12 protein-coding genes are annotated in these 14,191 nt (G+C 47.1%); 10 read left to right on the top strand and 2 right to left on the bottom strand.

What is annotated here, in order from left to right; genetic code table 11:
* Positions 1 to 2: 2 nt before the first annotated feature.
* On the top strand, positions 3 to 773 hold the full coding sequence (locus tag FXV75_RS09350; protein ID WP_148832800.1) for a VacJ family lipoprotein: 771 nt from the start codon (positions 3 to 5) through the stop codon (positions 771 to 773).
* Positions 774 to 885: 112 nt separating this feature from the next.
* Here FXV75_RS09350 and FXV75_RS09345 read toward each other — a convergent pair whose 3' ends face one another.
* Entirely contained in the window at positions 886 to 2,388 is a 1,503-nt protein-coding gene (locus tag FXV75_RS09345) for a methyl-accepting chemotaxis protein (protein ID WP_148832798.1), read from the bottom strand.
* Positions 2,389 to 2,803: 415 nt separating this feature from the next.
* On the opposite strand from FXV75_RS09345, the gene FXV75_RS09340 reads away from it, so the two are divergent.
* The gene (locus FXV75_RS09340) at positions 2,804 to 4,180 is read left to right on the top strand and encodes a sigma-54 interaction domain-containing protein (RefSeq protein WP_148832796.1); all 1,377 of its coding nucleotides are present in this window, start codon (positions 2,804 to 2,806) and stop codon (positions 4,178 to 4,180) included.
* Between the two features lie 124 nt (positions 4,181 to 4,304).
* On the top strand, positions 4,305 to 4,958 hold the full coding sequence (locus tag FXV75_RS09335) for a peroxiredoxin (RefSeq protein WP_148832794.1): 654 nt from the start codon (positions 4,305 to 4,307) through the stop codon (positions 4,956 to 4,958).
* An 84-nt stretch (positions 4,959 to 5,042) separates the two neighbouring features.
* Here FXV75_RS09335 and FXV75_RS09330 read toward each other — a convergent pair whose 3' ends face one another.
* Positions 5,043 to 5,387 (bottom strand): rhodanese-like domain-containing protein, encoded by a 345-nt coding sequence (locus tag FXV75_RS09330; RefSeq protein ID WP_148832792.1) that lies wholly within the window; start codon positions 5,385 to 5,387, stop codon positions 5,043 to 5,045.
* 214 nt (positions 5,388 to 5,601) lie between these two features.
* Here FXV75_RS09330 and FXV75_RS09325 point away from each other — a divergent pair, with 214 nt between their 5' ends.
* From FXV75_RS09325 to FXV75_RS09295, 7 genes are all read left to right on the top strand, one after another.
* Positions 5,602 to 6,297, top strand: coding sequence for a VC0807 family protein (locus tag FXV75_RS09325; protein ID WP_148832790.1), 696 nt, complete (start codon positions 5,602 to 5,604; stop codon positions 6,295 to 6,297).
* Positions 6,298 to 6,529: 232 nt separating this feature from the next.
* The gene (locus tag FXV75_RS09320) at positions 6,530 to 7,507 is read left to right on the top strand and encodes a dipeptidase (RefSeq protein ID WP_148832788.1); all 978 of its coding nucleotides are present in this window, start codon (positions 6,530 to 6,532) and stop codon (positions 7,505 to 7,507) included.
* A 2-nt stretch (positions 7,508 to 7,509) separates the two neighbouring features.
* Positions 7,510 to 8,055 carry a DUF5943 domain-containing protein gene (locus FXV75_RS09315; RefSeq protein ID WP_148832786.1) on the top strand — a complete coding sequence of 182 codons (546 nt, stop codon included), beginning with the start codon at positions 7,510 to 7,512 and terminating at the stop codon, positions 8,053 to 8,055.
* Positions 8,056 to 8,103: 48 nt separating this feature from the next.
* Entirely contained in the window at positions 8,104 to 10,170 is a 2,067-nt protein-coding gene (gene dgcA / locus FXV75_RS09310; protein ID WP_148832784.1) for a dimethylglycine demethylation protein DgcA, read from the top strand.
* Between the two features lie 18 nt (positions 10,171 to 10,188).
* Positions 10,189 to 12,129, top strand: coding sequence for a (Fe-S)-binding protein (locus FXV75_RS09305; RefSeq protein WP_316247110.1), 1,941 nt, complete (start codon positions 10,189 to 10,191; stop codon positions 12,127 to 12,129).
* Complete coding sequence (locus tag FXV75_RS09300; RefSeq protein WP_148832782.1) at positions 12,129 to 13,385, top strand: electron transfer flavoprotein subunit alpha/FixB family protein; 1,257 nt, start codon at positions 12,129 to 12,131, stop codon at positions 13,383 to 13,385. The genes FXV75_RS09305 and FXV75_RS09300 overlap by 1 nt, the downstream gene beginning before the upstream one ends.
* On the top strand, positions 13,375 to 14,163 hold the full coding sequence (locus tag FXV75_RS09295; protein WP_148832780.1) for an electron transfer flavoprotein subunit beta: 789 nt from the start codon (positions 13,375 to 13,377) through the stop codon (positions 14,161 to 14,163). Before FXV75_RS09300 ends, FXV75_RS09295 begins: the two co-directional genes overlap by 11 nt.
* The last annotated feature ends 28 nt before the right edge of the window (positions 14,164 to 14,191 follow it).

Here is a 14,191-nt window from a genome sequence, read left to right as displayed (position 1 = left end):
ACATGCGTAAGATGATGAGTGTTTGGTTGATGAGTCTGGGTTTAGCCTGTTCTACGATGTCGTTTGCGGCCACTGAGGAAGACCCATGGGAAGGGTTTAACCGCTCTATGTTTACTTTTAATGACGCTTTGGATGGGGCGGTATTAAAACCCATCTCAAAAGGCTATAAAGCGGTGACACCCACGCCAGTACAGAAAGGCGTGAGTAATTTCTTTTCTAATTTGGGTGAAATCGGCAACATCACCAATAATTTACTGCAAGGTAAGTGGGATCAAACGGCGTCGTCAACGTTTCGTTTTTTGATCAACAGTACCGCGGGTTGGTTTGGTATTTTTGATGTGGCGTCGGAGTTGGGACTGAAAGAGTATGATGAAGATTTTGGCCAAACGTTAGGGCATTGGGGCCTATCGTCAGGTCCGTATTTGGTGTTGCCTTTTTTTGGGCCTTCTACCGTTCGTGACGGGTCAGGACTTGTTGCTGAGTACATTGCCATTGATGAAACCGAGTATTTAGATTTAAACAACAAGGAAGAGTTGGCGTTACTAGGGTTAGACGTTATTCAAACCAGAGCACGTTTTTTAAACGCAGAGGGCATGATTGTGGGCGATCGTTACAGTTTTGTCCGAGATGTGTACCTGCAAACCCGCGCTTTTGAAGTGTACGACGGTAATGTCCCTGCTAAAACGTCGACACAAGAAAGTAACCCTAGGGACGATAGTTGGGGAGACGGCGAGGATAGCTGGGGTGAAGATGAGTCAAGTTGGGCTGAATAATAGGTTTTGGCTCGTTATAACTAGCGTACAACTTTAATGAGGTCTTGCGACATAAATAAGGAGCCAACAGGCTCCTTATAAAACACACCAAACACAAGGCTGTACTTTTTAATTACCTTGTCTTGAAAAAGTTGGCTTTGCTTTCGTATAGCTTGGTGACTTCTGTGATGTCTTTGCTGGTTTGTTGAAGTTCCAGCATAAGATCAGACAATCGTTTTAGGGATTCGGCGTTTTCATTCGTTTGGGTATTGATGTCAGTAATTACCCTTTCTTGTGCAAATGAATCGTCTGCAATTTTACGACTAGAGGACGCCACGCTGCTAACCGATGCGGCGCGATCGAGTAGCGCTTTAGAGATCTTTTCTGTGTGGCCAACACTGATGGTGGTTCTCTCTTTGCTGGACTCCATGGACGTTACTGTACTGCTGACGCTCTTGTTAAGGTTCGTCAATACTTTTTCAATGTCATCTGTTGATTCACTAGACCGTTGTGCCAGTGTTCGCACTTCGTCTGCTACAACCGCAAAGCCTCGTCCTGTTTCGCCGGCTCTTGCTGCTTCTATGGCCGCATTTAAAGCTAATAAGTTGGTCTGTTCAGAAATACTTCTTATTGCATTAAGCAGTTTGGTAATCGATTCTACATCAGACGTTAATGAGTTAAGAGAGCTGGAAACGGCTATTGTGTTTTTAGACAGCAGTTGCATATCTTCCATAATTTCCAGCGTTTTAGTGCTGTCGCTTAAAATGCCTTGCTCTAATTCAGAGATGAGTTCAGCAGACTGCCCGCTGTTGCTGGCGATGTTACGCATGGACGCCGATACTTTTTCTGTCGACGTAGCCACAGACTGAGCGCGCTGATTACTGGAGGTTGCGCGACTGGAAACGTCTTGACTGATTTTATTGATTTGTTTGCTGCTAGTGACTAGATCATCCGCAATCTTTTTATAATCATTAAACAAGCTGGCCAGTTTATCTAATAACATGTTCAGCGATTTTTCCGCATTGGATACGGGATTGATCAAACGTATCGACAAATCTTTTTTGCTGGAGATCTCTTCAATGGCATTGGCTACATTGGCATTGGATGTGGACTCTTTCTTCATCAGGGTGGCCATGTAAATTAACAAGCTGGCCTCACAGGTTGCAAACACACAATGCACGACCATTACCCACATAGTATGAGGGCCCGCAAAAATCATGATGGGCATGTCGCCAATATGAACGCCGGCCATTTGCACGTACATGAAAGCGACATGGTAAATTGCGGTGGTCAAAAGAGCAGCAATGATAGGTTTCCAGCTCTGATATACCAAAAAGACCACCATGGCTGAAAAAATATGGAAGTGCATTTCGATCATGCCAAGCTGACTTTGGATCAACATAGAGGACGTCAGCATGGCAAAAATACCCGCCAATACTGAAAATGCTGTCGTTCCTTTAAACAAGCTGTAAGCGACCTGAGTGAGGGCAAACAAAATAACTGAGCAGATCAATGCAAAGGTAAAAAGGCTAGCTCCTACCAGGCCACTTATCAGCAATATGGGGATTTGCAACAATAAAAAACGATAAACTAGCACATCGTTTTTCAAGGAGTTTTCTGGTGATTTTTTCATCATGTTTCTTCTATTTGGGTTGATGGACGGCCATGTTAATCCGTTTTTCGTCTACAGATTTCGATACTTTACAGTAAGTAATGGGTATGTTTTCTGCGAGCGTCAAGAGAATTAACCCTGTTATTATTTAGGTTGACAACCTATAAAGAGATTAGTTCATATACCTATTTTTACAAAAATAGGCTTGAAAATTACACTTTTTTATAATGTTGCTTTTATAGGCTAAACCTTTGAATTATATCAGCTATTGTTGTTTTTTTATAACCAATGTAAAGGTGCTTCGTGAAGATATTGGATAATGACTGTACATCTTTATGTGAACGGCTGCATAACCCTGATGTGCCGACATTTTGTTTGACTAATGCCGTGTCATTTGACATGTTTGGCAATTCAACACTGACAAATATGGCATTTTCGAATGGATGTTATCGCTTCAGATAAGGCCTCATTAAAGCTACTTGAAAGCATGCTCAATGCGTATCATTGTCCTGCGATTTTAGTGTCTGTGAATTATCGTATATTGGCCATTAATCAGCAGTACCGTGACGAGTTTGGTGATGTGCCTTTGGGTGGACAGTCACGATGTTATCAGGTGTCTCATGGTTACAGTGTGCCCTGTGATGAGGCGGGTGAAAGCTGTCCTTTATCCGCTGTGATTCAAAGTGGGCATAAAGAACGTGTGCTTCATATTCATCAAACGCCGAGGGGTAAAGAGCACGTTGATGTAGAAATGCAGCCCATTTACAATGATGTAGGTGAGGTGTTGTATTTTGTTGAGCTGTTAAAACGTGTTTCAGTTGCTAGTCCTGAAAACAGGAACAATACCTTAATTGGGGCCAGTGAGCGATTCAATCACATGTTAGAAAAAGTCACACGTGTCAGCCGAAAAGAGGCGTCAGTTTTACTGTTAGGTGAATCCGGCAGCGGTAAAGAGCTGGTGGCAACCGCCGTTCATCAAGGTAGCTCGAGGGTCAACCATGCTTTGGTGACGCTGGAATGTGCGGGGTTGACCGATTCTTTGTTTGAAAGCGAATTGTTTGGTCATGTTAAAGGCTCTTTTACCGGTGCGCATAATAATCGTACAGGTTTGGTCGAGTTGGCAAATGGCGGTACTTTGTTTTTGGATGAGATTGGTGACGTGCCTTTGTCGATGCAGGTAAAGCTGTTGCGTCTCATCGAGACGGGTTCGTTTCGGCCAGTGGGTTCGTCGGCTATTAAACACAGTGATTTCCGTTTGATTTGTGCGACGCACAAAAATCTTGCGCAAATGGTGAAAAACGGCGAATTTCGTCAAGATCTCTATTATCGAATCAATGTTTTCCCTATTTATATTCCCTCGTTGCGAGAACGGAAAGAAGACCTGCCACTGTTGATCGCCGCGTTGCTAAAACGTATCAGTGCACGCAAAGAGTTTCATTTGACCGATTCGGCCTTGCAGCGTCTTAAAAGGTACCCTTTCCCTGGCAATGTTCGAGAACTGAGCAACTTACTGCATCGTGCCGTTATTTTGACTGACACCAACCTTATTGAAGTCAATACGATTGATGAATGTTTAGATATCGATAATGATTCTTATCAACAACAACCCCGAGATCAACATGATTCTAGCTCAGTGACAGCGAGTCAGGTCAGTTTGAAACGTGAGTCCCCTTGGGTAGATTTAAAAACGGCAGAAATGCGTTACTTATCAGATCTGATGGCGCATTATGATAATGATAAAGAGCAAGTCGCTGACATCGCTGGAATCAGTATTCGGTCTTTGTATCGTAAGTTGGAGTCTAATGAGTTTCTTTAATGGCTATGATAGTAAACTGGGTGTTGAATCTAAGATTAGTTAGCTCTAAGATTAGTTAGCTCTAATATTAAGTTAGTCGAGTAACTTTACTCGAATATTAAGAAACCAATAAAGGAGAAGTGTAATGGCTTTACGTATCAATGATGTGATCCCTAATTTAGAGCTAGAAACAGACCATGGAACGTTCAAGCTTCATGATTGGATTGGAGATAGCTGGGCCATTTTATTCAGTCACCCAAAAGATTTTACCCCAGTGTGTACGACGGAGTTTGGTGCGGTTGCCCAACTGTCAGCTGAGTGGGAAAAGCGTGGCACGAAAGTGATTGGCTTGTCTGTTGATGGTGTCGAGGAACACAAACAATGGAAAGCTGACATCGAGTCTTTTTCTGGTGCGAAAGCAGGTTTCCCCATTATTGCTGATGAGGATTTAACCGTCTCTAAAGCATTGGATATGTTGCCAGCGGATGCGTACTTACCTGATGGTCGTACTGCCGCAAATTCAGCCAGTGTCCGTGTGGTTTTCATTATCAGCCCAGATAAGAAACTGCAATTGTCTATGACGTACCCCATGTCAGTGGGTCGCAACTTTGCCGAAGTATTGCGTGCTCTTGATGCGCTTCAAGCAAGTTACGGCGTGCCAATTGCCATGCCAGCTAACTGGGTGGTGGGTCAAGATGTTATTGTTGCGCTCTCTTTGAATGATGAGCAAGCGAAGGAAAAATTTGGCGAAGTGAACACCATTCTGCCATACCTACGTACGGTAAAAATGCCATCTTAAAAAGGGCGTTGATGGCAGGTTAATAAGAAAATAAAAAAGCCAGATGAATTGTCATCTGGCTTTTTTTGTTTTTCAGACACATTTTTATAAGCTTTTGTAGCTGTTTAGGCCGCCGGCAATGTATTTTGCGTTTACGTATCCCATGCCTTTTAGCGAAGCCGCGGATAAAGCGCCTCGGTTATTGGCATTGCAGTAGCATAGGATTTCGGTCTCAAGGTTAGGGATTGTATCTTCAATGATCATTTCAAGTTTTCCGCGACTTATGTTTAACGAGCCTTCAATGTGGCCTTTCGCATGCTCATCGGAATCTCGTATGTCTAAGGCGATGGCGCCGTTTGCAAGGCGCTCCTTTACGCTGCTGGGAGCTATGCCTTCAACTCTTGCTTGCGCAGCGTCCGCCATTGCTTGAAATTTACTGGAATATTGCATGGTTTGATTACTCTATAGTTAAGATTCTACTAATATAGTAAACAAACGTCATTTGTTCAAGGAAAACTCAGGTGATCGTTTGGGTCCTTATCGACTATTTTGCTGTAATGTGTCTTTTAAGCGTAAAGTCGAGGCAGTAAGAACTGCCTCATTGGTTTTTTTACTTTATGATAGCCGTCAGATGTCTTTGAATTTAGGTGAGAATTTTTAAACTATGAACAACTCTGCAACGCATAAGCCACGTCCGATGGTCGATCTGATGGTTAGTGTCATTTTACCATCTTTTATTTTAATGAAATTGAGCGGTGAAGATAAACTGGGTGTAACGGGTGGGCTGTTGTTAGCCCTAGCGTTTCCTCTTGGATGGGGGCTATTTGAACTGATCAAATATCGGAAATTTAACTTCATTGCCTTGTTGGGCTTAGTCAGTGTGTTTCTAACCGGCAGCATTGGTTTGTTCGAATTGGACAATAAATGGCTGGCGATTAAAGAAGCGGCCATACCGGCGCTTATCGGTATTGCGGTTTGGGTATCGACCTTTACACCCTACCCTTTGGTGCGTGCGCTGTTTTTTAATGCCGCCATCATGGATGTAGACACTATCAAGCAAAAGCTAGCCGAAAACAACAGTACGGCGTTGTTTGAAAAAAGGCTGATGACAGCCACTTATTTTATCGTTGGTTCGTTTGCGTTCTCCGCCACCATGAATTACGTGTTAGCCAAATGGATCGTCACCAGCCCTTCAGGCACCGAAGCTTTTAACGAAGAACTGGGCCAGATGACACTTTACAGTTACCCGATGATTGCCATCCCTTCTATGATCATGATGATGGGGATTTTTTATTATTTATGGCGCAGCATTCAAAAAGCAACTGGGTTAAAGCTCGAAGAGTTAATCGTTAAGAAATAGCGTCCAAAGGCCACTTTTCTTTTAAGAAAGGGAGGTGGTCACTTGATGGCTTTTTTCTGGCTATTTATTTTGGTTTTTTCCTTTGGTTTGTCACTCTCTAAAAATGGGAATTCTTCCCATTTTGACAGAAGTCGCTTTTAGTTCCCCTCTAGTCGTTTCCAGCCACCTCCCATCTGTACCGAAAAATTACACTCAGTTCATTGATGTTTTAGCCATTAGGTAAGGAAAAACAATGAACGCAGCAGAGCTACACGACAAGTCTATTATTATTGATGGCCTAATTTGTGCGAAATGGAACCGCGAGTTATTCGAAGACATGGCAAAAGGCAAGCTAACCGCCGCCAACTGTACGGTGTCGTTTTGGGAGAACTTCGAAGGCACGGTCCGTAACGTGGTCGAAATGAATCAGTTAATCGACGCCAACAGTGATTTACTGACCAAGGTTTACACCACAAAAGACATTCATCGGGCCAAAGCCGAAGGTAAAACCGGCGTAATGATGGGGTTTCAAAATGCCCATGCGTTTGAGGACCAAATTGGCTATGTGCAGATCTTTAAAGATCTGGGAGTTGGTATTGTGCAAATGTGCTACAACACGCAAAACCTCGTTGGTACAGGTTGTTATGAACGCGATGGCGGATTGTCTGGGTATGGTCGTGAAATCGTCGCAGAAATGAACCGTGTCGGCATGTTGTGTGATTTGTCTCACGTTGGGCCAAATACCGCGAAAGAAGTCATTATAGAATCCAAAAAGCCCGTTGCCTATTCTCATTGTTTGCCTGCCGGTTTAAAAGAGCATCCCCGTAATCGCACCGATGAAGAGCTGAAATTCATCGCTGACAACGGCGGGTTTGTCGGCGTCACCATGTTTGCGCCTTTTCTTAAAGCCGGTATTAACGCCACCGTAGAAGATTATGTGGAAGCGATTCGCTACATCTACAACTTGGTCGGGGAAGACGCGATTGGCATCGGCACCGATTTCACTCAAGGTCACGGTTACGATTTTTTCGAATACCTCACGCATGACAAGGGCTACGCTCGTCGTCTAACGCGCTTTGGCGAGATTATTAATCCATTGGGCATGCGTACCGTGGGCGACTTTCCCAATTTGACCGACTCTTTACTTAAAGGCGGCTTTAGCGAGCGCCAAGTGGTGAAGATTATGGGTGAGAACTGGGTCGCGCTATTGAAAGAAGTTTGGGGAGAATGAACATGACAACACACGTGCCAGAAATGCCCATCCAAATAGACGACGAAACCGGGGTTTGGACCACCGATGCCTTGCCTATGCTGTATGTGCCACGTCACTTTTTTGTTAACAATCATATGGGTATTGAAGACGAGATCGGGGCCGAGCGTTATGCCGATATTCTTTACAAAGCGGGCTATAAGTCTGCGTATTTTTGGTGTGAACAAGAATCACAGTGTCACGGCATTTATGGTGAAGACATTTGGCATCATTATTTGAAACGTTTATCCCAGCGGGGCTGGGGCATTTTTATCACCGAAGCGCTCGACATCGAGCAAGGCACCGCCACAGTCCGCTTAGAAAACTCCGCTTTTGTGTACCATTATGAAAAAATCCATGGAAAAAAAGTTAACCGCAAAGTCGATTACATGTTCACCGGTTGGTTTGCTGGCGCGTTGGATCAGATTTTAAGCAGTAGAGGCTTGACCATTCGCACTCAGGCGACACAAACCCAAAGTGGTGCTGAAGAAGACTGTGATGTTGGCTATTTCTCTGTATCACCACTTTAATGTAATTTTTTGAATCTTTATTTCCACCTATTTTGACGGGGTTTTGTTATGTCCCAATATGATGCGTTGTTCGAGCCTTTAAACATTAATAAATTGACAATCCGCAACCGAATTGTCAGTACGGCTCACGCGGAGGTGTACGCCACTGACGGCGGCATGACAACCGAACGTTACATCAAATATTATGAAGAAAAGGCCAAAGGAGGGTGCGGTTTAAGTATTTGCGGCGGCTCTAGTGTGGTCTCCATCGACAGCCCACAAAGCTGGTGGAGCTCGGTAAATTTGTCCACCGACCGCATTATTCCGCATTTTCAAAATTTGGCTGACGCTGTGCATAAACACGGTGGCAAAATCATGATTCAAATTTCTCATATGGGGCGACGTTCTCGATGGGATGGGGAAAACTGGCCAAACCTGATGTCTCCATCGGGTATTCGTGAACCTGTGCATCGTGCTACCTGTAAAACCATTGAAGTTGAAGAGATGTGGCGGGTGATTGGGGACTTTGCTCAAGCCGCTCGGCGCGCTAAAGAAGGCGGGTTAGATGGTGTTGAGCTGTCTGCTGTGCATCAACACATGATCGACCAATTCTGGTCGCCACGGGTCAATAAGCGCACCGACGAATGGGGGGGGACTTTTGAGGGTCGCATGAAGTTTGGTATGGAAGTACTAAAAGCGGTTCGTGCCGAAGTTGGACCCGATTTTGTGGTCGGTATGCGCATTACCGGTGACGAATTTCATCCTGACGGTCTGGGCCATGAAGAGATGAAGAAAATCGCCCAATATTATGATGCCACTGGCATGGTGGACTATTTTGGCGTTGTAGGCTCTGGTTGTGACACTCACAACACGCTTGCGAATGTGATTCCTAACATGACGTATCCGCCAGAGCCTTTTTTGTATTTAGCGGCCGGCATTAAAGACGTTGTTAATGTGCCGGTGATACATGCGCAAAACATTAAGGATCCGAATCAAGCCAAACGCATCATTGAAGCGGGTTATGTGGATTTTGTGGGCATGACGCGCGCTCACATCGCAGATCCGCATTTTATTGCCAAGATCAAAATGGATCAGGTCGATCAGATTCGTCAGTGCGTTGGTGCAAATTATTGCATCGACCGTCAATACCAAGGTCTGGATGTGTTGTGCATTCAAAACGCAGCGACCTCGCGGGAATACATGGGCTTGCCACACATCATTGAAAAAACCTCGGGCGTTATTCGCCACGTGGTTGTGGTGGGCGGTGGTCCTGGCGGATTGGAAGCGGCGCGTGTGGCGGCAGAACGCGGTCATAAGGTGACCTTAATCGAAAAAGGGGATGAGTTAGGTGGGCAATTGGTTTTTGCATCCAAAGCGCCACAGCGTGATCAAATTGCTGGTATCACCCGTTGGTTGGTCATGGAAATTGAACGTTTGGGTGTAGAAGTGCGTTTAAGTACCGCGGCCGACGAGGCTATGGTGAAAGCGCTCAATCCCGACGTGTGTATTTTGGCCTTGGGAGGGCGTCCATTCTTAGAGCAAAACCCACACTGGGGCGCCGCTGAAGGCTTGGTTGTGTCCACATGGGATATTTTGAGTGGCAAAGTCGAGCCAGGTAAAAACGTGTTGGTATACGACACTATTTGTGAGTTTTCTGGTATGTCGGCGGCGGATTATTTAGCGTCCAAAGGCTCCATGGTCGAGTTGGTGACAGACGACATCAAGCCGGGCGTTGGCATTGGTGGCACCACATTCCCAACGTATTACCGTTCCTTGTATGAGAAAGACGTGATCATGACGTCTGATATGTTGTTGGACAAGGTTTACCGCGAAGGCGATAAGCTGGTGGCGGTCTTGGAGAACGAATACACCGCACAAAAAGAGGAGCGAGTGGTGGATCAGGTTGTCGTCGAAAACGGCATTCGACCGAATGAAGATCTGTATTACGCGTTAAAGCCCTCGTCACGAAATAAAGGTCAAATCGACAATGAAACCTTGTTCGCTATCCAGCCGCAGCCTGTGCTTTTAAAGGAGGCAGACGCCGGCATGATTTTGTGGCGTTTGGGTGACGGAGTATCACAGCGTAATGTTCACGCCGCTATGTACGACGCCTTGCGCCTGTGCAAAGACCTTTAATTCACTAAGGGGTTGAGTATGATTCTGGATTGGTTACCGCCAAGCTTGATTGTTGTGCTGCTGATGTTGGCTGCCATTGGGGCCGTGCGTCGGATGAATTTATGGCGTACAGGTCAAGCCGATAAAGTGGATTGGGTGGCGGGTTTACTCGCCATGCCTAAGCGCTATTTACACGATCTACACCATGTGGTTGATCGTGATAAATACATTTCTCGTACGCACGTTGCGACGGGAGGGGGCTTTGTGCTGGCCATGCTCTTGACGCTGTTGGTGCATGTGTTGGGTGTAAAAAGTGAGCTTTTGGTGTGGGCGTTGTTGGCGTCGTTGGCGCTGATGTTTTGTGGGGCGTTGTTTGTTTTTAAGCGTCGAATAAATCCGCCATCGCGTCTTTCAAAAGGCCCATGGATGCGCCTGCCCAAAAGCCTATTAACCTTCTCAATCACTTTTTTCGTGTTGACGTTACCGGCGGCGGGCGTTTTGCCAGTTGGGGCAGGCAACTGGGCGTTAACCGCGGTCTTGTCCGTTTTTATTTTGCTCAGCTTAAGTGAAATGCTGCTCGGCCTGACATGGGGCGGCCCAATGAAACACGCCTTTGCTGGCGCTTTGCATCTGGCTTTTCATCGTCGTTCAGAGCGCTTTGGTGGTGGTCGCTCAACGGGGTTAAAACCGGTTTTGTTCAGCGACAACGGTAACGTTAATGCGGTTCATGGTGTCGCCAAACCCAGTGATTTTAAATGGAACCAATTATTGGGTTTCGATGCCTGCGTTCAATGTGGACGCTGTGAAGCAGTGTGCCCAGCGTTTGCGGCGGGTCAGCCGCTTAATCCGAAAAAACTCATTCAAGACATGGTGGTAGGCTTTGCAGGTGGTACGGACGCATCGTACACTGGCAGCCCTTATCCAGATGGAAAAGGTGGAACGCAATCCGTGGGCCAGGCGAGAGGTGGAGCAGATCAGATCATCACTGACGGATTGATTCACCCAGATACCTTGTGGTCTTGTACAACTTGCCGTGCTTGTGTGGAAGAGTGTCCGATGATGATCGAGCACGTGGACGCCATTGTCGATATGCGTCGATTCTTGACCCTAGAGAAGGGTGAAACGCCCAATAAAGGCGCGCAAGTATTGGAAAATATCATTGCGACAGATAACCCCAATGGGCATTCCCCAGGCAGTCGAACGCATTGGGCCTCGGATCAAAACCTCCCTTTAATGAGCGATGTCAAGCAAGCCGACGTGCTGTTTTGGGTATCGGATGGGGCTTTTGATATGCGCAGTCAGCGTATTCTTCGTGCCTTCGTTAAGCTGCTCAAAGCGGCAAATGTGGACGTCGCCATTTTGGGCGACGAAGAGCGAGACAGCGGTGATGTCGCCCGTCGTTTAGGGGACGATGCGACCTTCCAAAGTCTGGCCAAACGTAACTTGGCGACCTTATCGCAATACCGTTTTTCCACTGTCGTCACCACCGATCCTCACGCCTTTCATTGCTTAAAAAATGAATACGCTGATTTTGGTTCAACGGCGTTGGATGGGGTAGAGATCTTGCATCACACCACATTTTTGAATCGCTTGGTGAAAGAAGGGCGATTTAAGCTTAGCGCCTTACAAGGCCGTAAAGTCACTTATCACGATCCATGCTATTTGGGACGTTACAACGGTGAATACGATTCACCTCGTGAGCTGCTTGCCAGCTTAGGGATTGAACTAGCGGAAATGGAGCGCTCGGGTTATCGTTCGCGTTGTTGCGGCGGTGGCGGTGGCGCGCCCATCACCGATATTCCTGGCGAGCGTCGTGTTGCCGACATGCGCATGGAAGATGTCATCAATACGGGTGCCGATATGGTGGCGGTAGGATGTCAGCAGTGCACCGCGATGTTGGAGGGCGTGGTTGAACCTCGTCCTATTGTGAAAGACATCGCCGAAATTCTAGCGGGTCAACTGATAGAGGAGGCACATTGATGAGTGACATTATTCGAAGAGACCCAAGAGCAGAGTGGATTGTTCGCAATCGTCTTCATCCTTTACACCTTTCGTTGATGGAAGCGAAGCAAGGCGACGTACGCGGCCCTTCTGGGGTGTTGCGGAAAGCCCCTCATAAAGTTGGTTTTGTTGGCCCGAACGGGATCAAACGTATCGACAGAGCCAATTTTTTTGCGGGCGATAGTGCCGCGAAAAATTCGCTTCTAAAGGGGCGCGTAGCTGAGCGGCCCTTGCATCGCGTTGAACATGCTGACTTTTATATTATGGTGGTAGCGGACTTGGTGGGGGGGCGTCTGACTCGCCATGACAAAGATTGTTTAGGTTTGGCCCACCAGCTTATTGTTAAACGCTTGGGCGCGGTTGTGTTGGTGTGCTTCGGTGAGTGCAAAGACAGCCAGCTTGCGTTGGCCGGTGTGGATCGTCTTATTCATTTAGAAGGTGCTGTGTATGAAGGGTTCTCTCCTGAGGCGCGGTTGCTTGCTTTAGAGCAAATAGATGCTTCATATCGCCCAGAGCATTGGTTATTTCCTGACAGTGTCCACGGGGGAGCCGACTTAGCGTGTCGTTTGTCGGCGCGCCTCGGCGAGCGTTTGGCTGCTCATGTTTGGCAGGTTAACGCTGAGCGAGCCGTGTGTCGAGGGGCGTCTGCTAGCGTAGATATTGTCCGTACGACGCCACGAATTTTGACTTTACTGGAGGAGTGCGCCGAAGGCATAGATGAAACACAACATCAGGTTTTACCCTTGACCATGAGTGCAATCGCGCATCAGACTCCTCGCCTAAAAGACCAAGGGCAGATTGCAGTAGACGCCAATGCGGTACCATTAGCCGAGGCGGAGTTTATTGTATCAGCAGGGAACGGGATTCATAACTGGGCACAATTTCATGCTACCGCCACCGCATTGGGCGCCACAGAGGGTGCCAGTCGTGTGGCCGTAGACGATGGTTTTATGCCACGGTCTCGCCAAGTTGGCGCGTCTGGCACCTGGGTGACAGCACGAGTGTATTTGGCCGTGGGCATTTCAGGGGCAATTCAACATATGCAAGGCATTGGTCAGTGCGACAAGGTCATTGCGATCAATACGGATGTGGGCTGCGACATGGTTAAGCGTGCGGATCTTGCCGTGATTGCCGACAGCGACGCGGTGTTAACTGCACTAGCACGCTTAGTTGAGCTACATCAAGCGGCAAAAAATACAAAACAATCGCGCGGGGAGATAATTAATGCGGCCTAATATAAACATCGTTTGCTTAGTATCGATTGGCCGGCACCCTCAGTCAGGTCGTGCGCGAAGAGCAGAGCAAGACGGTCGAGCGGTTGAGCTGGGACTTAAGTTGGCCGACAGTCGTCTTACTTTAGTGCATGCTGGGGACGCCGATGATCCTGTGCTGCGCCAATATACAGGCATGGGATTAGACGGGCTCACTGTCTTGACCCAAAACAAAGGCGATGACGCGCTGCCCGCCCTGGTGACGTTTTTTAAAGCGAATCGCCAGAACCATTCGCGTCAGATTGTATTAACGGGTGTTCATGCCGAAAACGGTGAATCGTCTGGTATGTTGCCCTACTTGCTGGCGGAGCAGCTTGGCTGGCCACTGGTGCCTCGCATTGCTGATATTGTGCGGGTCGATGAATTTGAAGCTGAGGTGTTACTGGCCTTACCACGTGGCCAGCGTCGTGCTGTTACAGTCGCTTTGCCTTTTATCGCCAGCGTGGATGCGGCGGCTCAAGAGGCAAGACAAAGCGCTTTTGCCCGAGGGCTAAGAGCGACGGTAACCTCTCTGGATGGTGCTGCTGCGATTGACGAGCTCGCCAGCCAATGGCACATTTCACCGGCGAAACCCAAACCCAAGCGCCTAAAAGTGGTCAAAGCCAAAACCGCCGCGGATCGAATGAAAGCCGCTACGGCAAAACCGGTTGGCAGTGGGGGGAAAGTACTCAAAAACGAATCCATTGACGAACAAGCTCAGGCGATTTTTGATGTATTAATCGAAGAAAAAGTCATACGCTAAACCGCCGTTTGGGTATAAGCTAATGGCT

Source organism: Marinomonas sp. IMCC 4694 (assembly GCF_008122525.1).
GTDB lineage: Bacteria > Pseudomonadota > Gammaproteobacteria > Pseudomonadales > Marinomonadaceae > Marinomonas.
This window is presented reverse-complemented; position numbering and strand designations above follow the sequence as displayed.

Excerpts from the sequence above, each read along its gene's own strand:
- FXV75_RS09350 (WP_148832800.1), top strand. The coding sequence starts at position 3 with ATGCGTAAGATGATGAGTGTTTGGTTGATGAGTCTGGGTTTAGCCTGT.
- FXV75_RS09345 (WP_148832798.1), bottom strand. The coding sequence starts at position 2,388 with ATGATGAAAAAATCACCAGAAAACTCCTTGAAAAACGATGTGCTAGTT.
- FXV75_RS09340 (WP_148832796.1), top strand. The coding sequence starts at position 2,804 with ATGGATGTTATCGCTTCAGATAAGGCCTCATTAAAGCTACTTGAAAGC.
- FXV75_RS09335 (WP_148832794.1), top strand. The coding sequence starts at position 4,305 with ATGGCTTTACGTATCAATGATGTGATCCCTAATTTAGAGCTAGAAACA.
- FXV75_RS09330 (WP_148832792.1), bottom strand. The coding sequence starts at position 5,387 with ATGCAATATTCCAGTAAATTTCAAGCAATGGCGGACGCTGCGCAAGCA.
- FXV75_RS09325 (WP_148832790.1), top strand. The coding sequence starts at position 5,602 with ATGAACAACTCTGCAACGCATAAGCCACGTCCGATGGTCGATCTGATG.
- FXV75_RS09320 (WP_148832788.1), top strand. The coding sequence starts at position 6,530 with ATGAACGCAGCAGAGCTACACGACAAGTCTATTATTATTGATGGCCTA.
- FXV75_RS09315 (WP_148832786.1), top strand. The coding sequence starts at position 7,510 with ATGACAACACACGTGCCAGAAATGCCCATCCAAATAGACGACGAAACC.
- dgcA (WP_148832784.1), top strand. The coding sequence starts at position 8,104 with ATGTCCCAATATGATGCGTTGTTCGAGCCTTTAAACATTAATAAATTG.
- FXV75_RS09305 (WP_316247110.1), top strand. The coding sequence starts at position 10,189 with ATGATTCTGGATTGGTTACCGCCAAGCTTGATTGTTGTGCTGCTGATG.
- FXV75_RS09300 (WP_148832782.1), top strand. The coding sequence starts at position 12,129 with ATGAGTGACATTATTCGAAGAGACCCAAGAGCAGAGTGGATTGTTCGC.
- FXV75_RS09295 (WP_148832780.1), top strand. The coding sequence starts at position 13,375 with ATGCGGCCTAATATAAACATCGTTTGCTTAGTATCGATTGGCCGGCAC.